Annotated in this window: 24 protein-coding genes; 8 read left to right on the forward strand and 16 right to left on the reverse strand. The window is 65.2% G+C overall.

Annotated elements, in window-relative coordinates:
* Window positions 1-124: 124 nt before the first annotated feature.
* Both ACM42_RS33640 and ACM42_RS33645 read left to right on the forward strand, forming a co-directional pair.
* On the forward strand, window positions 125-1,135 hold the full coding sequence (locus ACM42_RS33640; RefSeq protein ID WP_271532352.1) for an alpha/beta fold hydrolase: 1,011 nt from the start codon (window positions 125-127) through the stop codon (window positions 1,133-1,135).
* A gap of 188 nt (window positions 1,136-1,323) precedes the next feature.
* Complete coding sequence (locus ACM42_RS33645) at window positions 1,324-1,575, forward strand: GCG_CRPN prefix-to-repeats domain-containing protein (RefSeq protein ID WP_271532354.1); 252 nt, start codon at window positions 1,324-1,326, stop codon at window positions 1,573-1,575.
* Window positions 1,576-1,740: 165 nt separating this feature from the next.
* Here the strand turns inward: ACM42_RS33645 and ACM42_RS33650 are convergent, their stop codons facing one another.
* Window positions 1,741-2,025: a twin-arginine translocation signal domain-containing protein gene (locus ACM42_RS33650; RefSeq protein WP_271533694.1), complete on the reverse strand. Its 285-nt coding sequence runs from the start codon at window positions 2,023-2,025 to the stop codon at window positions 1,741-1,743.
* 112 nt (window positions 2,026-2,137) lie between these two features.
* The gene (locus ACM42_RS33655; RefSeq protein WP_271532357.1) at window positions 2,138-2,452 is read right to left on the reverse strand and encodes a hypothetical protein; all 315 of its coding nucleotides are present in this window, start codon (window positions 2,450-2,452) and stop codon (window positions 2,138-2,140) included.
* Between the two features lie 129 nt (window positions 2,453-2,581).
* On the opposite strand from ACM42_RS33655, the gene ACM42_RS33660 reads away from it, so the two are divergent.
* Window positions 2,582-3,235 carry a glutathione S-transferase family protein gene (locus tag ACM42_RS33660; RefSeq protein WP_271532359.1) on the forward strand — a complete coding sequence of 218 codons (654 nt, stop codon included), beginning with the start codon at window positions 2,582-2,584 and terminating at the stop codon, window positions 3,233-3,235.
* Window positions 3,236-3,330: 95 nt separating this feature from the next.
* On the forward strand, window positions 3,331-3,483 hold the full coding sequence (locus tag ACM42_RS33665) for a hypothetical protein (protein WP_199762825.1): 153 nt from the start codon (window positions 3,331-3,333) through the stop codon (window positions 3,481-3,483).
* 21 nt (window positions 3,484-3,504) lie between these two features.
* On the opposite strand, the gene ACM42_RS33670 is transcribed toward ACM42_RS33665, so the two are convergent.
* Together ACM42_RS33670 and ACM42_RS33675 are read right to left on the reverse strand one after the other, a co-directional pair.
* Window positions 3,505-3,852, reverse strand: a complete 348-nt coding sequence (locus ACM42_RS33670) for a hypothetical protein (protein WP_271532363.1) — start codon at window positions 3,850-3,852, stop codon at window positions 3,505-3,507.
* Between the two features lie 111 nt (window positions 3,853-3,963).
* Complete coding sequence (locus tag ACM42_RS33675; protein WP_124157696.1) at window positions 3,964-5,496, reverse strand: acyl-CoA carboxylase subunit beta; 1,533 nt, start codon at window positions 5,494-5,496, stop codon at window positions 3,964-3,966.
* 148 nt (window positions 5,497-5,644) lie between these two features.
* Here ACM42_RS33675 and ACM42_RS33680 point away from each other — a divergent pair, with 148 nt between their 5' ends.
* On the forward strand, window positions 5,645-6,049 hold the full coding sequence (locus ACM42_RS33680; RefSeq protein ID WP_271532367.1) for a DUF4260 domain-containing protein: 405 nt from the start codon (window positions 5,645-5,647) through the stop codon (window positions 6,047-6,049).
* A 248-nt stretch (window positions 6,050-6,297) separates the two neighbouring features.
* On the opposite strand, the gene blaOXA is transcribed toward ACM42_RS33680, so the two are convergent.
* The 6 genes from blaOXA to ACM42_RS33710 form a co-directional block, all read right to left on the reverse strand.
* Window positions 6,298-7,116 carry a class D beta-lactamase gene (gene blaOXA, locus ACM42_RS33685; protein ID WP_271532369.1) on the reverse strand — a complete coding sequence of 273 codons (819 nt, stop codon included), beginning with the start codon at window positions 7,114-7,116 and terminating at the stop codon, window positions 6,298-6,300.
* Between the two features lie 74 nt (window positions 7,117-7,190).
* Window positions 7,191-7,454: an EscU/YscU/HrcU family type III secretion system export apparatus switch protein gene (locus ACM42_RS33690; RefSeq protein ID WP_271532372.1), complete on the reverse strand. Its 264-nt coding sequence runs from the start codon at window positions 7,452-7,454 to the stop codon at window positions 7,191-7,193.
* Entirely contained in the window at window positions 7,451-9,022 is a 1,572-nt protein-coding gene (fliK, locus tag ACM42_RS33695; protein ID WP_271532374.1) for a flagellar hook-length control protein FliK, read from the reverse strand. The genes ACM42_RS33690 and fliK overlap by 4 nt, the downstream gene beginning before the upstream one ends.
* A gap of 54 nt (window positions 9,023-9,076) precedes the next feature.
* Window positions 9,077-9,871 carry an ATP12 family chaperone protein gene (locus ACM42_RS33700; RefSeq protein ID WP_271532376.1) on the reverse strand — a complete coding sequence of 265 codons (795 nt, stop codon included), beginning with the start codon at window positions 9,869-9,871 and terminating at the stop codon, window positions 9,077-9,079.
* A gap of 135 nt (window positions 9,872-10,006) precedes the next feature.
* Entirely contained in the window at window positions 10,007-10,279 is a 273-nt protein-coding gene (locus tag ACM42_RS33705) for a hypothetical protein (RefSeq protein WP_271532377.1), read from the reverse strand.
* Between the two features lie 69 nt (window positions 10,280-10,348).
* On the reverse strand, window positions 10,349-11,563 hold the full coding sequence (locus tag ACM42_RS33710) for an RluA family pseudouridine synthase (protein ID WP_271532379.1): 1,215 nt from the start codon (window positions 11,561-11,563) through the stop codon (window positions 10,349-10,351).
* A gap of 133 nt (window positions 11,564-11,696) precedes the next feature.
* Here ACM42_RS33710 and ACM42_RS33715 point away from each other — a divergent pair, with 133 nt between their 5' ends.
* Window positions 11,697-12,335, forward strand: a complete 639-nt coding sequence (locus ACM42_RS33715; RefSeq protein WP_271532382.1) for a hypothetical protein — start codon at window positions 11,697-11,699, stop codon at window positions 12,333-12,335.
* 72 nt (window positions 12,336-12,407) lie between these two features.
* On the opposite strand, the gene ACM42_RS33720 is transcribed toward ACM42_RS33715, so the two are convergent.
* Together ACM42_RS33720 and ACM42_RS33725 are read right to left on the reverse strand one after the other, a co-directional pair.
* The gene (locus ACM42_RS33720) at window positions 12,408-13,742 is read right to left on the reverse strand and encodes a replication-associated recombination protein A (RefSeq protein WP_271532384.1); all 1,335 of its coding nucleotides are present in this window, start codon (window positions 13,740-13,742) and stop codon (window positions 12,408-12,410) included.
* Window positions 13,739-15,145: a DegQ family serine endoprotease gene (locus tag ACM42_RS33725; protein ID WP_271532386.1), complete on the reverse strand. Its 1,407-nt coding sequence runs from the start codon at window positions 15,143-15,145 to the stop codon at window positions 13,739-13,741. The genes ACM42_RS33720 and ACM42_RS33725 overlap by 4 nt, the downstream gene beginning before the upstream one ends.
* 310 nt (window positions 15,146-15,455) lie before the next feature.
* Here ACM42_RS33725 and ACM42_RS33730 point away from each other — a divergent pair, with 310 nt between their 5' ends.
* A complete protein-coding gene (locus ACM42_RS33730; protein WP_271532388.1) occupies window positions 15,456-17,069 on the forward strand; it encodes an OprO/OprP family phosphate-selective porin in 1,614 nt (537 codons plus the stop codon).
* A gap of 42 nt (window positions 17,070-17,111) precedes the next feature.
* Here the strand turns inward: ACM42_RS33730 and ACM42_RS33735 are convergent, their stop codons facing one another.
* Entirely contained in the window at window positions 17,112-17,489 is a 378-nt protein-coding gene (locus tag ACM42_RS33735; protein WP_271532390.1) for a winged helix-turn-helix transcriptional regulator, read from the reverse strand.
* Between the two features lie 121 nt (window positions 17,490-17,610).
* Between ACM42_RS33735 and ACM42_RS33740 the strand changes: the two genes are divergently transcribed.
* A complete protein-coding gene (locus ACM42_RS33740) occupies window positions 17,611-18,624 on the forward strand; it encodes a zinc-binding alcohol dehydrogenase family protein (protein WP_271532392.1) in 1,014 nt (337 codons plus the stop codon).
* 107 nt (window positions 18,625-18,731) lie between these two features.
* Here ACM42_RS33740 and ACM42_RS33745 read toward each other — a convergent pair whose 3' ends face one another.
* The 3 genes from ACM42_RS33745 to rplQ form a co-directional block, all read right to left on the reverse strand.
* Window positions 18,732-19,025, reverse strand: coding sequence for a DUF1330 domain-containing protein (locus tag ACM42_RS33745; protein WP_271532394.1), 294 nt, complete (start codon window positions 19,023-19,025; stop codon window positions 18,732-18,734).
* Between the two features lie 10 nt (window positions 19,026-19,035).
* On the reverse strand, window positions 19,036-19,824 hold the full coding sequence (locus ACM42_RS33750; RefSeq protein WP_271532396.1) for an SDR family NAD(P)-dependent oxidoreductase: 789 nt from the start codon (window positions 19,822-19,824) through the stop codon (window positions 19,036-19,038).
* A gap of 168 nt (window positions 19,825-19,992) precedes the next feature.
* On the reverse strand, window positions 19,993-20,409 hold the full coding sequence (rplQ, locus tag ACM42_RS33755) for a 50S ribosomal protein L17 (RefSeq protein WP_063682058.1): 417 nt from the start codon (window positions 20,407-20,409) through the stop codon (window positions 19,993-19,995).
* Window positions 20,410-20,549 lie beyond the last annotated feature (140 nt).

Below are 20,549 nucleotides of genomic sequence, written 5' to 3' on the forward strand. Positions count from 1 at the left end.
GCCATTGACGTCTTTATGCGCATTGTCATTCCGGGATGGTCCGAAGGACCAGACCCGGAATCTCGAGATTCCGGGTTCGCGCTGCGCGCGCCCCGGAATGACTGCTCCAATTACGAGACCCTCCATGAACCGCCTCCTCCCGGCCGCGCTCGCCGCCGCCCTTCTCGTCTCTCCGTTCACCTTCGCCATCGCCGCCGACAGCCCGCCCCGTGAGCCCTATGGCATCGCGCTCGAAGGCTTTGCCTATCCCTACCCCGTGCACCTCCTGCCGGTCGTCAACGATGGCGAGCAGCTCAGCATGGCCTACATGGACGTGTCGCCCGCGCAGCCGAACGGCCGCACCGTGGTGCTGCTGCACGGGCGCAATTTCCCGTCGAGCTATTGGGCGCCGGTGATCAAGATGCTGAGCGAGGCCGGCTTCCGCGTCGTGGTGCCGGACCAGATTGGTTTCGGCAAATCCTCCAAGCCGCAGGGCGAACTGCATTTCGACACGCTGGCGCGCAACACAATCGCGCTGCTCGATCATCTCAAGATCGACAAGGCCGAGATCGTCGCCCACTCGCTCGGCGGCATGCTGGGCGTGCGCATCGCCCGCGCCTATCCCGACCGCGTCGCCCATCTGGTGCTGACCGCGCCGATCGGGCTCGAGGATTACCGCCTCTACGTGCCGCCGACGCCGACCGGGAAGATGATCGAGACCGAGGACAAGCTCACGCCGGAGGGCTATCGCAAGCAACTCCAGACCAATTACGCGATCAAGCTGCCGGCCGAGGCGATCACGCCATTCATCGATGCCCGCTTCAACATCAAGGGCAGCCCCGACTATCCGCGCTGGCTGCGCGCCTTCGTCAGTTCCGGCCAGATGATCTACCGAGAGCCGGTGGCGCACGAGATTCCGCTAATCGCGCTGCCGACGCTGTTCATCATGGGGGCCGACGACCATAACGCGCCGGGCCGGCCGCTCGCGCCCGAGGCGCTGCGAGCCAAGATGGGGCAGAACGCCGAGCTGGCGAAGGCGCTGGCGGCGAAGATGCCGAATGCGCGGGCCGAGGTGATCCCGAACACCGGGCATCTCGTCTTTCTGGAGGCGCCCGAGAAGTACAAGGAGCTGGTGCTTGGTTTTCTCGGCCGCTAGCGACAGTTGCGTGTCGTCTGAGGCAGGATGCGCGGAACGTTCATGCCGCATTCAGGTCATGATTGGCAGGTTTGGATCGCGACGTGTCGGCACGCCCCAGATTTAACGTGTCGAATCGTGTCTCTTGATTCATTGTGCGCCGCAAGCGCCGTTCCCCTAGCCTGCCTAAGGACGAGAAGGAAGACCAAATGAAATACCTGTTTGCCGCCGTCATGCTCGCCAGCGCGGTCGTCGGTTTCAGCGAGGCGGCCAGCGCCGCCGGAGGTTGCGGCCCGGGTTGGTATCGCGGCCCCTATGGCGGCTGCCGTCCGATGCGCGGCCCGGTCGTCGTTCGCCGCGCTCCGGTGGTGGTCGCCCCGGCGCCGGTCGTCGTTGTGCCTCGCGCACGCGTGTGCCCCTACGGCTTCCGCTGGTACGCCGGCCGCTGCCGCCCGTTCTGATCTCGTCCATTTGCGTTACTGAATGGCCGCGCGGCGGAAGCCTGCGCGGCCATTTTATTTGGGATTGCGACCAAACAATCCATCCGCCGTGGAACCGGAGTGCCTCCAGAATCGAAACGGGGACCGCCGGCGGCGACCCCCGTCCAATCCGCGAACTTCGCGAGCTTACCAGTGATGGCGGCGGTGCCAGCGTCGGCGATGCCGGCGCCAATGACGGCGGTGCCAGCCCCAGTGGCGGTGATGGCCGTAGTGTACCTGCTCTGGCGTCAGCTTGGTGGCTTCCTCGCTGGTGGTGACCGCGGGATGAGCGTCGGAATTGCCCTGCGGCATACGGGCGGGGTCACCGACCGGCTGCGGTGACAGCGGCGCGGCCTGCGCGGCCGTCGCGGCGAAGGCGGCGGCGCCCGCCGTCACCCCCAATGCAAGTTTCAAAAAGTTCCGGCGCTCCATCATTTCTTCCTTTGGTCATCGTGACTTGTGATGCAGAGGAAGTGTCGCGTTCACGACATGAACCGAAGCTGAATCGCGCGTTCAGATTTATTGAGCTGCGGATGTCTCCCGCCTATTTCGCTAATTCCTGCGCCAGCACAAGCGTTTCGCGCGTGCGCTTCACGTCGGGCCAGTCGCGGTTGAAGTCGGCGACGAGCTTTCGTAGCGCGTCACCTTTCAGCATCGCATTCAGCTTTGCCTCGTCATCGAACTGATACATCGCCTGGTGCAGCGAGGGATCGTCCAGACTCCAGAACCGCCAGGCCTTGCTCACGCCGAACGCCTTCACCGCATCGGGCAGGTGTTCCGTCTCGTACCATCGGTCGAAAGCAGCGCGCTTATTGGGATCGGTGACGATGGCGCGGACGACGAAAAAGGCTGCTGGCATCGGATTTCCTCCTGTTGTTTGAACCGAGACTAGCCGGTTAAGCCGCCGGCGACAAAAAGAGTTGGTCAGGTGTCGGAATGGACGCCCTTCGTTCGTCCTTTGCCTCGAACCAGGACACGGAGACAGCAAATGGCCGACCTCACCCTGACCACCTTCGATTGGGTTCCCGCAGCGCCGCGAGGCTTCGTGCGCGACTTCCGCGTGCGCTGGGCGCTGGAAGAAGCCGGCCTGCCCTATCGCGTCGCCAGCGCGCCGTTCGACGATCGCGGGCCCGCGCACCTCGCGCACCAGCCGTTCGGGCAGGTGCCGTGGCTGACCGACGGCGACCTCTCGATCTTCGAGACCGGCGCGATCCTGCTGCATCTCGGCGGGCTCAGCGAGAGGCTGATACCATCCGATCCGCGCGGTCGCGCCGAGGCGACGAAATGGGCGTTCGCGGCGCTCAATTCGGTGGAGATGGCCAGCATGCCCTGGGGCATGTCGAAGTTCATGGGCCATCCGACCGACACGGCGGCGTGGAAATTCGTCGACGACTTCCTCAAGCTTCGGCTCAAGCATCTCGAGCCGGTGCTGGGCAGCCGCGAATGGCTGGCGGGCTCCTTCTCCGTCGCCGACATCCTGATGGCGGACGTGCTGCGCGTCGTCGATGGTTTCGACGGGCTGACGGACAGTCCTGCCTGCCGCGCCTACGTCGCGCGCGCCACCGGCCGCCCGGCGTTCATCAAGGCCCATGCCGACCAGATGGCTCATTTCGCTGCGGCGGATGCGACGCGCAAGGCGTGATGTGGCTCACACATCCAATCCAGCTCCTGGCCTATAGAGTCGCCACCGCCGAATGAAGCAATTCGCCTGAGTTTATTTCCGCTAAGAGGTGACCCGTGGCTCGCATCGAATATCTCAAGCAACAGATCGCCCGCGCCGAGCGGCTGGCAAAAGCCATCCTCGACCGGCAGACGGCCGAGCGACTTCAAGCCTTCGCCGCCGAATGCCGCACGGAATTGTCGGTGCTGACGCTCAAGACGGCCGCGTGAGGCGTGGTGGCGCTGGTTGCGTCACACCAGCTTCAACGGAGCATCGGCGACCAGGCGAAGGTCGATGCGTCCGATCAACGCCGCACGTTGCGCCTCCGCAGCACGAATGGCGTCATCCGTCTGCCGCAGCGTGCTGACATTCGAACCGAGCGAAACGATCCCGCCGAGCACCAGAGCGATCGAGCCGAGCGCGGCGGTCTGACCTGTGCCAAATAGGCCGAGGATCGTCACCAACAGTAGCGCTGCTCCCCCACCGATGGCGATCTTGGACGCCAGGATGTACTTCCGACACCGCTCGGCGATCTCGGCGAGCGCCTCGATCCGATCTTCGATATCGGAGATTTCGTCGGTCGGATCGTCTTCGGTCATTGGATCGAGGATGCCAAATCAGAAGGAACCAGTGGCCCGCATGAGCGAAGCGACATGCGGGACTTGGACAAAGAACCCGGACGTCGCTGCGCTCATCCGGGCTACACGTCCTCACAACGGCAGATTGTCGTGCTTCTTCGCCGGCATTTCCGTCTTCTTGTCCTTCAGCATCGCCAGCGCCCTTGCGATGCGCTTGCGGGTCGAGTGCGGCATGATGACGTCGTCGATGTAGCCGCGCTCGGCGGCGATGAAGGGCGACAGGAAGCGGTCTTCGTATTCCTTCGTTCGGGCCGCTATCTTGTCGGGGTCGCCGATGTCGGAGCGGAAGATGATCTCGACCGCGCCCTTGGCGCCCATCACCGCGATCTGGGCGGTCGGCCAAGCGTAGTTCATGTCGGCGCCGATCTCCTTGGAAGCCATGACGTCGAAGGCGCCGCCATAGGCCTTGCGAGTGATGATGGTGACGAGCGGCACGGTGCATTGCGAATACGCAAACAGCAGCTTCGCGCCGTGCTTGATCAGGCCGCCATATTCTTGGCTCGTGCCCGGCAGGAAGCCGGGCACGTCGACGAAGGTGACGATCGGGATGTTGAAGGCGTCGCAGAAGCGGACGAAGCGCGCGGCTTTCCGCGAGGCGTCGCTGTCGAGCACGCCGGCCAGCACCATCGGCTGGTTGGCGACGAAGCCGACGGTGCGGCCGGCGATGCGGCCGAAGCCGGTGACGATGTTCTTGGCGAAGGCTTCCGCGATCTCGAAGAAGTCGCCCTCGTCGACGACCTTCAGGATCAGCTCCTTCATGTCGTAGGGCTTGTTCGGATTGTCGGGGATCAGCGTGTCCAGCGACATGTCGACGCGGCCGATGTCGTCGAAGCTCGGCCATTCCGGCACGCCGTCGGTGTTATTGGAGGGCAGGAAGTCGATCAGGCGCCGCATCTGCAGGAGCGTCTCGACGTCGTTCTCGAAGGCGCCGTCGGCGATCGAGGAGCGCGTCGCGTGCACCGAGGCGCCGCCGAGCTCTTCGGCGGTGACGACCTCGTTGGTCACGGTCTTCACGACGTCGGGGCCGGTGACGAACATGTAGCTGGTGTTCTTCACCATGAAGATGAAGTCGGTCATCGCCGGCGAATAGACGTCGCCGCCGGCGCAGGGCCCCATGATGACGGAGATCTGCGGGATCACGCCCGAGGCCAGCACGTTGCGGCGGAAAACGTAGGAGTACCCGGCGAGCGCGGCAACGCCCTCCTGGATGCGGGCGCCGCCGGCGTCATAGAGGCCGATGATAGGCGCCCTCGCCTTCATCGCCATGTCCTGGAGCTTCGTGATCTTCAGCGCGTGGGTCTCGGACAGCGAGCCGCCGAACACGGTGAAATCCTTGGCGAAGACGAAGGTCTTGCGGCCGTTGACGGTGCCCCAGCCGGTGACGACGCCGTCGCCGGGCACCTTGGTCTTCTCCATGCCGAACTCGGTGGAGCGGTGCTCGACGAACATGTCGAACTCCTCGAACGACCCCTTGTCGAGCAGCAGCTCGATGCGCTCGCGCGCCGTCAGCTTGCCGCGGGCGTGCTGCGCCTCGATGCGCTTTTCCCCGCCGCCGAGTTTTGCGGCGGCGCGACGGTCTTCGAGGGCGTCCAGGATGTGTTTCATTTGCTCCCGCCAGTTCTTAAGCCTTAAGTGACGCCGGGGGTTCTAACACGGCATTTTGCGGGCCGGGAAGCGGCTTTCGGCGTCGCAGGGCCGCCCTGCCGCAGCGTGAAAGCGCAAGGAATTACAAAGTTTTGCCTGGGAGACGAGCATGACCGAAGGAACCGCCGGGACCGGCGCGGCGACAGGCGGTGTCAACATCCTGCTGCGGTTGGAGGGCCTGACCCTGTTCGCAGGGATGGTGACGCTCTACTGGGCCTGGGACGGCTCCTGGTTGGTCTTCGCCGTGCTCTTCTTCGCCCCGGATTTGAGCTTTCTGGGCTATCTTGCCGACGCCAAATTCGGCGCGATGGTCTACAACGCCGCCCACAGCTACATGGCGCCGGTGGCGCTGCTGACGCTGGGCTTCGGCCTCGCCTCGCCGCTTACTTTGTCAATTGCCTTGATCTGGCTTGCCCATATCGGCATCGATCGGGCGCTCGGCTACGGCCTGAAATATTCCGCCGGGTTCTCCTTTACCCATCTCGGCCGGATCGGGCGGCAGAAGGCCGCCTGATTGGCGCGCGACCTCGCAAGACCCGGTGTTCCGGCCCGATTGACCGAGCAGCCCGATCAGGCTTGCTTCGCGCTCACGGGCTGGCGCCGAATGTGGCGTGGGCCCAATCGGCACGGCGGCGATCACGACACCTTGGCCCGCGCATCACGCAAGCATCGCCGAGATGCTCGCGACGGTCGTCCCCCGGCGCCGTGGAGGAGTTCTTGCAGGCGCTCATCAAGCCAGGTCAGGCGGCAACGGCGTTGGAGCTAGATCGCGCCGATCTCGGCAAGGCAGGCCTGTGTCAGCGGCATGCGCTCGCCGACGAGACGCGGCTCCTTACAATCCATATTGAGCGCGAACACGGTGTGCGCCTCGCCCTTCTCGGCCCAGCCGACCATCCAGCCGAGCGACGGCTCGCCGCGCTCGGCACCCAGCAATCCGGACTTGGCGCGGATGATGCTGTCGCCCACCTTGGTCACCGGCAGGATGTCGGCGACGAGATCCTGGCTGCGCTTTGAGATCGGCAGCACGCGGCGGCGCAGCCGGTCGACGAAATCGACCTGCTCGACCGGATCGATGCGCAGGGCGCCGGTGAGCCAGAACTGGTCGATGCCGCCGCCGATGTCGCGATTGCCGTAGTCGAACTCGTCGACATATTTTTGCATGCGCTCCTGGCCGATGCGCCGTGCAATCTCCTGAAAGACCGGCACCGCGCTCACTGCGATGGCGCTGCGCAGTGTGTGATCCTTGTTCCAGGCCTCGATCGGGCGCTTGACGCCGTCCCAGGGAAACACGTCCTTGTCGGGGTCCGCGACCACGCCGGTCTCCAGCGCAATCAGCGCGTTCGGAATCTTGAAGGTCGAGGCCGGCAACTTGCCCTCGCCCGAGCGCTCCTTGTCGCTGGCGACGATCAGATAGTCCTCGACCTTGTAGCCGACGAAGGTGCCGGATGTGCCGAGATCGGTGAAGCGTTTTGCAAGACTTTCACGGATTTCATTGCGCGGCGGCGCGACGTGGGCGCGCGCGCGGGATGGCAGCACCGCGGCTGCGGCGAGAAGACCGAGGGTGGAACGACGGGTCAGCAAAAGCGATATCCGTGAACTGTGAGAAGCCGCGCGACCATGCAGCCGCTACGTGGTGAAACGATGACAGGTTATTCTTACCGCCCCCGGCCCGACAGCCGCAGCACGAACACCAGCACCTCGGCGACGGCCTTGTAGAGATCCGGCGGGATCTCGTCGCCGAGCTCGACCTTGGACAGCGCGCCCGCCAGAATCCCGTTCTCCTCGATCGGGATGTCGTGGGCATTGGCGATCTCGACGATCTTTTCGCCGATCGTGCCCTTGCCCTTGGCGACGACGACAGGCGCGTTGGTGCCCTTCTCGTAGTGGAGCGCGATCGCAAGCTTGGATGGATCGCTCATGTCGCGCGATCCAGGAAGTGCCCGGCGCGGGCCGGCGCCGGCTGCGGCGGCGTGCCATCGCGGACCACGATGTCGCCGGGCTTGAGTTCGGCTCTCGTCAATGCCTGGCTGAGTTCACCGACGCCGGCACGGAGCTGCTGCGCCGTCGCCGGCCGCTCCGCCCACATCCGCACGAATGTCTTGTCGCCGTTCAGCGTGATCAACGCATGCACGGGTCCGGCCGGCTCCACATTAAGGGAGAAGCGCGCGCGCCAGGTGCGCTGGGCAGGATCGGCGGACTCGTTGCCGCCATCGCGCGAGATCTCGAACTGCGCCATGGCGGTGCCCTGCGGGGTCGCGAACGGAATCTCGAAATTCCACTGCGGCACGGTCGGATCGATCCGGTGCCCGCTGGCATCGATGCGATCGGGGAGCGAAGCAATTTGCAAGAGCGTCTGCCGCGCGAGCGCCGCATCGGTGTCGTCGAGCAGGCGATGCACGGTGGCAGCGAGCGGCGTATCCGGCGCGAGCGATGGCGCGGCGACGGACTGCGGCGCCGGCAGCGCACCGCGGAATGGCGGGGGCGTCGCGTGTGCAGCGGCCTCGAAGAGGTGGCCATCCGGCACGGCCTTGTTCGAGCCCGGCACGTTGCCGGTCAGGTGCGGCAGGTTTTGCGTGACCTCTTGCAGCAGGCTCGCGGCAAGGCCAGCGGACATGATCCGCGATGTCGCCGCCTGCGAAGCGCCGCCGGCGATGTCTCCGAGCACGGCCGCCGTAGGATTGGCGCTGCGCGGCGTTTGCGGCTGCTGCGCGATTTCGGCTGATGGCGATCCCGCCTGCGCCGCCCCACCTGCTGCCGGAGCCGGCGGGGCGCCTTGTGTCGATGGCACGGCCCTCTCAATCGTAGCCAGTGCCTGGCGCAGCACCAGCAGCGCCGCCTTCAGATCGGGCATTGTGCCTGACGACGGCGTCGCGCCTGCGGCGAGCGAAGCCTCGAGGAACAGCCCCGACTTCTGAAATGCGGATTCGATATCGCCGCCGGCAAGCCCGGTATCGAGCGGCGTCTGCTGCGCCAGCACGGCCAGCACCGCCTGCTTCAAGCCCGCAGGCAGATCGCTCCCGGTGACGACGGCGGCCAGATTGGCAAACAGCGGCGCCTGGCTGCCCTGCCTGGTGACGGCATCGGCCGAAGCCACCGTGACGGCGACTTGCTCCAGAGGTGTCAGCGTGTTGCGCGCGGCGCCCGCCGACGGCGCAAGCGGCGGGCTCTCCACCAGCGAGGCCGCACGCGGCGTCAGCGTGACCACGTCGGCGGCCGCCTCGCCTGTCCCGCTCACGACGGCAAGACGAACGGTGCCGTCGTTCCGCGACACCGCCAGCTGGAGATTTTGCCCGGGCGACAGCGCGACTTCCGACATCACGTCGAGCGATAGATTTGCGATCGCGATCCGCACCAAATTGTCGGCGAGGACGCTGACGACCCTGGCATCGACGACGCTGCCGGCTTGGAGCACAAGATCGGGTGTCGCCGCATCAGCCAAGGGGCTGGCGGCGCTGACGGGAGCAATGGAAGTGACCGGCGTCGGCATCTCAGCGGCCTTAGGGAGCGCCGGCTACCGTAACGCTGCGTCGTAAACCTCTCGTTAAGGACCTATGGCTCGGGCCGGGTTTACGGCCGCCAGCACAGCCACGGCGGCCTCGAAATCCCTGAGGCGGATGGCCCGGCGGCTGGCTGCCTCCTCGTCCGCGCCCCATTGCTCGGCGTTCCAGTCCTCATCGACATGGGCGGCGGTCCAGACCTGGTCGGCGTCCCGCGCGCCATGGGCGAGCGCCAGTGCCAGCAACGCCGAGCCGGTCAGGGTCGTCACCACATGGAGAGCGGCGACCGACCAGGCATCCTGCGGCAGCGCGGCGCGCGCCGCCCGAAGCGCCTCGTCCGGCTGCTTCACATGCATGATGCCCTCGGACAGGATGAAATGCGCTCCCAGCGTCCCCGCCGCCCAGAACAGCACAGGATCCCAATGCGCGGCCTCGCGGGCGACCAGTCCCTCGGGATGGCCGGCACGATAGAACAGCAAATCGGACTCGAAATATCTGGCGAGGTCGTTGCTGACGAGCTCGACGCGATCGACGACCCCCTCCACCACGCTGTTGGCGATCCGCGTCAGCGGCATGCTCATGGGGTCGATCGTCTCGCCCTGGGCCGCCCATTCCGCAGCCACCGCCTCGGCAAGTTCGCGCGAAGGGATCACCACCTGGCGACCGGACGGCGTACGGATCGGCCTGCCGTCCAGCGCAATGGCATACCCGCCCTCGGCCTCGCTCACGCCCGCCTCCTTGTAGAAGCGCTTGCGCTGCGGCGGGCGCGCCGACTGGCGTGCCGCCTCGCGCGGATCGGGCGGGCTTTGCCCCGCAGCTTCATCGAACAATTCGCGCATGTCGGTTTTTCGGTCCCTGCCGCTGAATGCCAGGCTTTTAGGATAAACCCGGCAGCCGATAAAGCGAGCGGCGGGCATGAGGGAACTTGGCGGGCGTTGCGGACCTGTTCGCCGGGCCTAGCCGCTAGATCGACCCTAGTTCGCGCATCTGAGCGCATAGGTGCCACGGTGACCGGGGCTCAGCCCCGCGCCTGCGGCATCCTCGAGGCACTTCGAAAAGCGATCGCCGAACGAATTACGCGGAAGCGGCCGGTAATTGTAGCTCGGCGGCGCATCGAGTTGCGGCATCTTCGGCACCTCGAGCTTCGGCGGCGGTGGCGGCGAAGGCAGCGGAACGACCTGCGAGGGGCCCGGCAGCACCAATTGTGCCTGAGCCCCCTGCCCCATAAACAGTGCGGTCAGAACCACGAGACATATCGCGAGCCGTTTCATAGGCGATATGTTGTGCTTCGACTGCCCCCGTTCAACCTGACTTAATTATTCTTCAGGCGCGTTCTCGATCGGATCAAATCTGGTTGCATCAAGCCCGAGCAGGTTCCACGACTGCTGCATATGTGGCGGCAGAGGCGCGGTGGCGTCGATCACGCCGCCGCGCGGATGCGGGATGACGATGCGGCGTGCCAAGAGATGCAGCCGGTTCTGCAAGCCGCCCGGCAGCTGCCAGTTCTCGATGTTGAAATATTTGGGATCACCGACGATCGGATGGCCGATATGGGCCATGTGGGCGCGCAGCTGGTGGGTGCGGCCCGTTACCGGCTTCAGCGACACCCAGGTCAGCTTGTTACCCGCGGTCTCGACCACCGCATAATAGGTCACCGCGTGGCTCGCGCCCTCATCGCCATGCTGGGCGATGCGCATGATGGTGTCGTCCTCGCTCTCTTCCTTGGCGAGGAAGGTCGAGATGCGGCCCTGCTTGGGCTTCGGCAGGCCCGGTACCAGAGCCCAATACACCTTTCGCGCCGATCGCGAGCGGAATGCGCCTGTCAGGTGCGAGGCGGCGAAGCGCGTCTTGGCGATCAGGAGACAGCCCGACGTCTCCCTGTCGATGCGGTGCACGAGCCGCGGCTTCTGGCCCTTGGCGTCGCGCATCACCTCCAGCATCTGGTCGATGTGCCGCGTCATGCCCGACCCACCCTGCACGGCAAGGCCGGCCGGCTTGTTCAGGACGAGGACGTCGTCGTCCTCGTAGATCGTCATCTCCTGCAGCGCCTTGAGCGTTTTTTGCGCAGCGTCCGAGAGCTCCCCGACGACCTTCGGTGCGTCGAGCTTCAGCGGCGGGATGCGGACGCTCTGCCCCTCCTCGAGGCGATCCTTGCTGTCGACGCGCTTGCCGTCGACGCGCAGCTCGCCTTTGCGGACGACGCGCTGGATGTGGGAGAACGACAGGCCGGGAAAGCGCGCTTCGAGGAAACGGTCGACACGCATGTTGTTCTCGTCCGCCGTCACGGTGACGGTCTGGACCTTGGTGGGCAGCAATGCTTCGACCGGCTTTGCCGGAACGGCCTTTTCCAGCACAGCTTTGGGCGCGCGGCGCTCGGCCCGTTCGCCCGCAAAGCGCGGCGGCTTGCTGCCGGGCTTGCCGCCCGGCCGCGGCCCGGCCTTCTTCGCGCTGCGCGCCTGATGCGGACGCGCGTCCTCGCGCTCGTCTCGCGAACGCGGCCTTGGATTCATTCTCTTGATGCGGCGGCTCATGATTGCCTGCGTACCCTAAAAGCGGCCCTACGTCACCGCAAAATCAGTTCAATCCGGCTATGGCCCGGCTATACTGAAGCAGCCCGTGGTTGAAACCCTGCCCAACGCCAGGAGATGAATTTTGGGATACAACATGTCCTGGATTTTGGTCGACGGGATCACCGAAGAAGTTCTGTACGATTGTCTTGATCTCGCTCCAACCGGAGGAACGCCCGATCGATATGATCTAGGAACGAGCTATGTGCCGCTGGCAGGAGCTGTCCTCAAGTCGGGATGGTGCGGTGTATTCGCAAAGTATGCGCTGGTCATGGACGCAACCGTTGGCAAAAGTCCGATACCGCTCACCAGGCTTCCGGCGAAATCCCGATGTATCACCTGCGTCGTTCTCGAGCATGCGATGGTCTCGTACGCGAGCCTTTGGCAAGGCGGCCACTCGGCCTGGGAAATTCGGCATGACAGCGGCCAAGGACGTTCACATCTAGAGGCGCGCGGAGACCCGCCTGTCGTGTTCAAGGAGTTATGCGACACAGCGATGAAGAAGCAACGCGCAGAGGACGCGCAGGGCAAACCCGGTGAATGGGGAGTGGACTATGTTTTCGATGTCCCGATCAACACAGCCGCTTCAATCGCCGGGTACCGCCACGATCGTGTAGTCGAGGAGGATTTCTTCAAAGCTCTGCGCACTCTCGCACCGGCTAACGGGAATGTCCTCACAAAGCTCAACCAGCCGCCTGGATGGTGGCAGACCGTAGGCTCCACAAATTACGAATAGCGAGACGCAAATTAGCTCCGAATCGCAGCACACGGCCCAGCCGCGAGCGATCTCCTGTCAGCAGGCGCCTGGCTATTTCCCGCCCCGCTCCTTGCGCAGCTTGGCCCAGTAATCCAGCCGCTTCCTGATCTCGCGCTCAAAACCGCGCTCGGGCGGGTCGTAGAAGGTCTGGCGACCGAGCGCTTCCGGGAAGTAGTCCTGGCCGGAGAAGGCGTCCGGCGCGTCATGGTCGTATTCGTACGCTGCACCGTAGCCTTCCGACTTCATCAGCTTGGTCGGGGAATTGAGGATGTGCTTTGGCGGCAGCAGCGAGCCGGCCTGCTTGGCCACCTGCATCGCCGAGCCGAAGGCGGTGTAGACCGCGTTCGATTTCGGCGCGGTGGCGAGATAGACCACGGCCTGCGCGATCGCGAGCTCGCCCTCGGGATGGCCGAGGAAGTCGAAGGCATCCTTCGCCGCATTGGCGACGACGAGCGCCTGCGGATCGGCAAGCCCGATGTCCTCGACCGCCATGCGCACGACACGGCGGGCCAGGAACAGCGGGTCCTCGCCAGCGTCTAGCATGCGCGCGAGATAATACAGCGCGGCATCGGGATCAGAGCCGCGCACCGACTTATGCAGCGCGGAGATCAGGTTGTAATGGCCGTCGGCCGACTTGTCGTAGATCGGCGCGCGGCGCTGCAGGATGTCCTGCAATTGCGCGGCATTGAAAATCTCGTCCGCCCGCGCCGAACGCCAGACCTCTTCGGCAAGCGTCAGCGATGCGCGGCCGTCGCCGTCGGCCATGCGCACCAGCACCGCACGCGCCTCCGCATCCAGCGGCAGCTTCTTGCCCTCGACCGCCTCGGCATGCGCGAACAGCTTTTCGATCGCGGCGGCATCGAGCGAACGAAATACCAGCACACGGGCGCGGGACAGGAGCGCTGCGTTGAGCTCGAAGGATGGGTTCTCGGTGGTGGCGCCGACCATGACCACCGTGCCGTCTTCCATCACAGGCAGAAAGGAATCCTGCTGGGCGCGGTTGAAGCGATGCACCTCGTCCACGAAGAGCAGCGTGCCCTTGCCCATCTCGCGGCGGGCGCGCGCGGCATCGAATGCCTTCTTGAGATCGGCGACGCCGGAGAACACCGCGGAGATCTGCTCGAAATGCAGATCGGTGGCATCCGCCAGCAGCCGCGCCACCGTGGTCTTGCCGGTGCCCGGCGGGCCCCAGAACACCAGCGAGCCGAGCGTGCGCGTTTCCAGCATGCGCGTCAGCGCGCCGTCGGGGCCGAGGATATGGTCCTGGCCGACGACCTCCGACAGCGTGCGCGGACGCAGCCGGTCCGGCAGCGGATGCGGCGCCTCGTGGTCGAGCCCGGCCGCGGCAAAGAGAGTCGGCGTCTGCTGTGGTCGTTTCGGACTCATCCGCCCAACGTGACGTTGATCTGCTGGCCGCCGCGCACCAGCGTGATGCGCCAGATCCGCGGCCGCTCGCCTGCGGCCTTCTCGAGATCGCCGGTCTTGCTGATCTTCTGGTTGTTGACGGCCAGGATGATGTCGCCTTTCTGGAAGCCGACATTGGCAGCCGCGGTATCGCCGCCGATATCGGTGATCACGACGCCTTCGGTGTCGGCGTCCAGACGCAGCTCGTCAGCAACCGCGGGCGTGATGGTCGAGACCTTCGCGCCCTGGAACGGCGAGCGGGCGGTGACGACGAGTTCGCTGCGCCCGGTATCGGGCGCGGTCTCCAGCGCCACGGTCAGCTTGATCGGCTTGCTGCCGCGCTGCACGTCGATCTGCGCGGTGCCGCCGAGCGGACGGGTTGCGAAGCGGTAGTCGAAAGCGTTGGGATCATCGACGGCCTGGCCGTCGATGCCGGTGATGAGGTCGGAGGATTTCAGACCGGCCTTCGCTGCGGGGCCGTTGGGCACCACGCTTGCGACCAACGCACCGGTCGGCGAGCGCAGGCCGAGGCTTTCCGCGATCTCCGGAGTCACCGCCTGCAATCTTGCCCCGAGCCACGGCCGCTTCACTGCCTTGCCACCGCTCTTGGCGGAGGCGACGACGACGCGCACCATGTTGGCGGGAATCGCAAAGCCGATGCCTTGCGAGCCGCCGGAGCGCGAATAGATCGCAGTGTTGATGCCGGCGAGCTTGCCGCTCATGTCGACCAGCGCGCCGCCGGAATTGCCGGGATTGATCGGCGCATCGGTCTGGATGAAGAACTGGTAGTCGGTGATGCCGACTTGCGTGCGCGCCAGCGCCGAGATGATGCCGTGGGTCACGGTCTGGCCGACACCGAAGGGATTGCCGATCGCCAGCACGACGTCGCCGACCAATAGCTCATCGGAATTCGTGAAATCGAGCGTCGGGAATTTTTCCTTGGCGTCTTTCAGGCGCAGCACGGCGAGATCGGTACGCGAATCCTTCAGCAGGATCTCGGCCTCGAACTCGCGCTTGTCCGACAGCGACACTTTCACCTGGTCCGCGCCTTCGATGACGTGGACGTTGGTGACGACGAGACCGGAGGCATCGACGATGACGCCGGAGCCGAGCGAGCGCTGCATCTGCTCGGGCTGCTGACCCGGCACGCCGAAGAAGCGGCGGAAGATCGGGTCGTCCAGCAGCGGATTGCGGTTCTGCACCACCTTGGCGGCATAGACGTTGACGACCGCGGGCTGCACCCGTTGCACGATCGGCGCATAGGACAGCCGCAGCTCGGCCGGCGATGACGGGACGCGGCGGTCCTGCGCTGAGGCCGGATTGAAATGGGCCGAAAAGGCTATGCACAAGGCCGTGACGACGGCGGTCCAGGTCGATCGAAACATTCCTACCTCTTGGAAAAGACGTCGGAATATAGGCGCGTTCGCCCCTCAATAGAAGGGCGCGTGGCGGCAATATTCGGCCTCATTCCGGTGTCTCCCGAATGCATGCCCAGCGTGCGATTCGGCAATCTGCCGGAGCGATGGATTGGCATGATGCGCGTCATCCAGCATTGTGGAGTAACGCGGATTCGGTTGCGGCGAATTTGCACCAGTGGGAACCGCGCAACCGGGCGCAGCGTCGCGGGGCAGTCATCGATCACACCTAGGCTCCGCAAACAACTTGGGGAAGTTCGTCAAACGATGGAGTCATGACGTGAGCAGGACAAGAATTACAGCCACGGCAATTGGTCTCGCCGGTGCGCTGGCGGCCTCGCAGGCCCAGGCCCAATCGGCGAGCAGCAGCGAGCAGGAGATCGCGCTGCTGAAGCAGCAGTTGAAGATGCTGGAGCAGAAGCTCGACAAGCTCCAGAGTCAGACCGCGGCGAACACGGCGGCCACGGCGAAAGCCAGGGCCGAAGCGAAGGCTGAAGCGAAGGCCGAGGCGCGTTCGGAGGCGAAGGCCGTCGTTGCCAACGCCAATGCGGCGATCCCCGTCAAGGGACCGGCCCCGGCATCCGGCGTCGTCGTGACGATGCCGAACAATCGCCCGACGATCTGCACCGCCGACCAGGCCAACTGCGTTGCCATCACCAGCCGCCTGCATTGGGATGTCGGCGGCTATGACTATCGTCCCAATACCGCGGCCACTGTGCCGCAGAAGCTCGACAGCGGCCAGAACGTCCGTCGCGCGCGCATCGGCGTCGCCGGCAAGTTCTTCAACGACTGGAACTTCGCGCTGGTCTACGATTTCGGCGGCTCGTCCGACGGATTTGGCGGCGCCGCGCCGGGATCGCTGCCGGGCGGCGGCGTCTCCGGCGTCGAGAACGCGTATCTCAGCTACACCGGCTTGAAGCCGTTCGGCGGCAAGATGGCGATCGAGGCCGGCATCATGGATCTGCCATACACGCTCGACGAAGCGACGAGCTCAAACGACATCATGTTCATGGAGCGCGCCTCGCCCGGTGTAATCGCGACCAACATCGCCGCCGGCGACTTCCGCTCCGCAGCCGGTGCACGCTGGTTCAATGACCAGCTCTGGATCGGCGGCTATGTCACGGGGCCCTCGACCGGCGCGATCCATTCCGCCTCGAGCGCTTCGCCGCCGGGTACGAGCGAGCAGTATGGCGCCGTGGCGCGCGTCGCCGGCAATCCCATCAGCGGCAAGGACTACTCCGTGCATATCGGCGCCGACGCGCAATGGCTGATCCAGCCGCCGCGCAACCTGATCGCCAACACGCAGACGGTCACGCTCAGCGATCGTCCGGAATTGCGTCTCGACCCGACCACCCTGATCTCCACCGGTGCCATCGCCAATGTCTCGGGGGCACAGGTCTACAGCGTCGAAGCGGCAGCGACCTACGGGCCGTTCATCGTCCAGGGCGAGTACTTCTGGTACAACGTCGATCGCACCGCCAACACCGGCGTGCCGCTGGTCGGCGCACCGAGCCTGAAATTCCAGGGTGGCTACGCACAGGCCGGCTACGTGCTGACGGGAGAAAGCCGGGCCTACAATGCCGCGGCCGCGGCCTATCACGGCGTCAAGCCCGCGCATCCGTTCTCGCTCGACGGCGGCGGCTGGGGGGCGTGGGAAATCGCCGGGCGCTTCTCGACGATTGACCTCAACGATCAGCTCGCGACCGCGACCGGTGTCGCCGGTGGCCGGCAGACGGTCTACACCCTCGCGCTCAACTGGTACGTCAACGGCAATGTCCGTTTCATGCTGGACTATCTGCATGGCACGGTGTCGCGACAGGCCTCGCCGATTTCGACCGCCGATGTCGGCTCGAAGTTCGACGCGGTCGCGATGCGCACGCAGTTCGCGTTCTGACGCTCACCTTTTCCGGGAGCGGTACGATCCGCTCCCGGATACTCACGCCGCGCGCTTCGGCTTCCTCACCACCACCGGCGGCGGCGCGCAGGACAGCCGTTCCTGATGACTCTCGCCCCAGGCCTTCAGGATGTCGATGACAGGCCTGAGGCTCTCGCCGAGCTCGGACAGGCAATATTCCACGCGCGGCGGCACCTCGGCATAGACCTTGCGGATGACCAGCTTGTCCTCCTCGAGCGCGCGCAGCTGTTTCGTGAGCATGCGCTGGGTGATGCCGGGCATCCGGCGGCGCAATTCGCCGAAACGCTGGGTGCCGCTCTGGAGGTGGTAGAGGATCACGCCCTTCCACTTGCCGTCGATCAGGTCCAGCGTCGCCTCGACCGAGCAGCCGGGACGACGGGCAAAATTGCGCCGCTTCATGCGTGTTTTCCCAATAGTATCCAAACAGGGACTATATCCCCAAATTTACAGTACTTGCCAATTTGAAGCCAGGGCGACAGTTAGAGCGGCAGGCGAACAGCCCATCTGATGGAGACAAGCCATGAAGGCCGTCGGCTACAAAAAATCGCTTCCGATCGAGGATGCGGATTCACTGATCGATTTCGAGACCGCCAAGCCCGAGCCCAAGGGGCGCGACATCCGCGTCGCCGTGAAGGCGATCTCGGCCAATCCGGTCGACTACAAGGTGCGCAAGCGCGCAGCTCCGCCCGAGGGCGAGACGAAGATCCTCGGCTATGACGCGGCCGGCGTGGTCGATGCCGTCGGACCCGACGTGACGCTCTTCAAGCCGGGCGACGAGGTGTTCTATGCCGGCTCGATCCTGCGCCAGGGCACCAACGCCGAGTTCCACCTGGTCGACGAGCGCATCGTCGGCAACAAGCCGAAGAGCCTGTCGTTCGCGCAAGGAGCCGCCCTTCCCCTCACCTCCATCACCGCCTGGGAATTGCTGTTCGACCGGCTCGGCGCGGTACCCGGCAAGAGCGTCGATCCGCGCACGCTCCTGATCACGGGCGGCGCCGGCGGCGTCGGCTCGATCCTGATCCAACTTGCCCGCCGCCTCACCGGGCTGACGGTACTTGCCACCGCGACGCGGCCGGAGTCGCAGAAATGGTGCCTCGATCTCGGCGCCCATGCGGTGATCGACCACGGCAAGCCGATGAAGGAGCAGATCGACAAGCTGAAGCTGCCGCCGGTCGCGCTGGTGGCGAGCCTGACCTTCACCGACCAGCACTACAAGGCGATTGCGGACTTCATGGCCCCGCAGGGCAAGTTCGGCCTGATCGACGATCCCCCGGAATTTGCCATGAGCACGTTCAAGGGCAAGGCCATCTCGGTGCACTGGGAATCGATGTTCACGCGCTCCTCGTTCCAGACGCCAGACATGATCGCGCAGCATCATCTGCTCAATGATGTAGCCGACCTCATCGACAAGGGCGTGCTGCGCACCACGCTCGACCAGACCTTCGGCACGATCAACGCCACCAACCTCAAGCGAGCCCATGCGCTGCTCGAAAGCGGCAAGTCGCGCGGCAAGATCGTGCTGGAGGGGTGGTAGCAGCCGCAACACTTCGTCATGCCCGGGCTTGTCCCGGGCATCCACGTTCTTGGTGGAGTGGCGAAGGTCGTGGATGGCCGCGCCAAGCGCGGCCATGACGAACTTCGCTACGGCGCAACACCCTCCACGAACATCAGCCGCCGCTCCAACGCCGTCTGCCGCAACTTGAGTGCTTCGGCATATTCGGCCGACGCGTACCATTCGCGCGCCCGCGCCAACGAAGAAAACTCCACGATGATGATCGACTTCGCCGGCGGACCGCCCTCCACCACGTCAGCGGCGCCGCCGCGCGCGAGATAGCGGCCGCCATATTGGGCAATGGTCTGCGCCGCGAGCGTGCGGTAGGCCTCCATCGCGGCTCTGTCGCGCACCTCGACCTCGGAGATCACATAGGCCGCCATGCGCGTCGCCTCAGGCGATCGTGTTGACGATGCCGCCCTCGGCGCGCAGCGCTGCACCGTTGGTGGCCGACGCCTGCTTCGAGGCGACATAGACCACCATGTTGGCGATCTCCTCGACGCTGGCAAAGCGCTGCAGCAGCGAGCTCGGGCGATGCTGCTTGACGAAGTTCGCAGCAGCCTCGTCCACCGACTGTCCATTCTGCTTGGCGAGATCCCTGACGAACGTCTCGACGCCCTCCGACATGGTCGGGCCCGGCAGCACGGAGTTGACGGTGACACCGGTGCCGCGGGTGAGCTGCGCCAGGCCGCGCGCGACCGAAAGCTGGGCCGTCTTGGTCATGCCGTAATGGATCATCTCGACGGGAATGTTGAGCCCGGACTCCGAGGAGATGAAGACGATGCGGCCCCAGTTGCGCTCGAGCATGCCCTTCATGTATGCGCGCGACAGCCGCACGCCGCTCATCACGTTGACCTCGAAGAAGCGGCTCCAGTCCTCGTCCGGGATATCGAAGAAATCCTTGGGCTCGAAGATGCCGGCATTGTTGATGAGAATGTCGACCTCGGGCAGCGCCGCGACGAGTGCCTTGCAGCCCGCCGCGGTCGAGACGTCGGCGGTGATGCCGCGCACCTTGGCGCCCGCCCCTTCCAGTTTGCGCACGGCGGCATCGACCTTGTCCTGGCCGCGCCCGTTGATGACGACGCTCGCGCCCGAGGTGGCAAGGCCCCTGGCTATGGCGTGGCCGATGCCGGCGGTCGAGCCGGTGACGAGGGCGGTCTTTCCGGTAAGGTCGATGTTCATGCGATGTCTCCATGGCTGATGACGGAGATATCGGGAGCGACCTGTGATGCCGCAATCGGGCTCACTGACGCGTGAGGAAGCGCATGTACATGGGCGAACCCGCCCTATGCGTCCAAACAAAAACGGCGCCCGGAAAGGCGCCGCTTCAATTCATATCCGCCGATCGGCTTACGCCGCCTCGGCTTCCTTCTCCTGCACCGGACCGGAATCCTGGCCCTTGGCGTCGACGTCGCGATCGACGAACTCGATCACGGCCATCGCGGCGTTGTCGCCGTAGCGGAAGCCGGCCTTGATGATGCGGGTGTAGCCGCCCTGCCGGTCCTTGTAGCGGGTCGCGAGCGTGTCGAAGAGCTTCTTGACCATGTCGACGTCGCGCAGCTCCGCGATCGCCTGGCGGCGCAGCGACAGGCCGCCCTTCTTGCCGAGGGTGACGAGCTTCTCGACGATCGGGCGAAGCTCCTTGGCCTTGGGCAGCGTGGTGACGATCTGCTCGTGCTTGATCAGCGAGGCCGCCATGTTGGCGAACATCGCGCGGCGGTGCTCGGCCGTGCGGTTGAGCTTCCGATGAACCTTGCCGTGACGCATGTGTTTATTCCTTACATATGAACTGCCGCGACGGTTCGTCGGACATGTTGCTCAGGTGGGCTGCCTGCGTTCGCCCAAGTCAGCGAGTGGCGAATGGTGAGTAGCGAATAGTTCTTCCCCATTCGCCACTCCCTGCTCGC

The sequence above is a fragment of the Bradyrhizobium sp. CCBAU 25338 genome (genome assembly GCF_028128965.1).
GTDB classification, from domain to species: domain Bacteria; phylum Pseudomonadota; class Alphaproteobacteria; order Rhizobiales; family Xanthobacteraceae; genus Bradyrhizobium; species Bradyrhizobium liaoningense.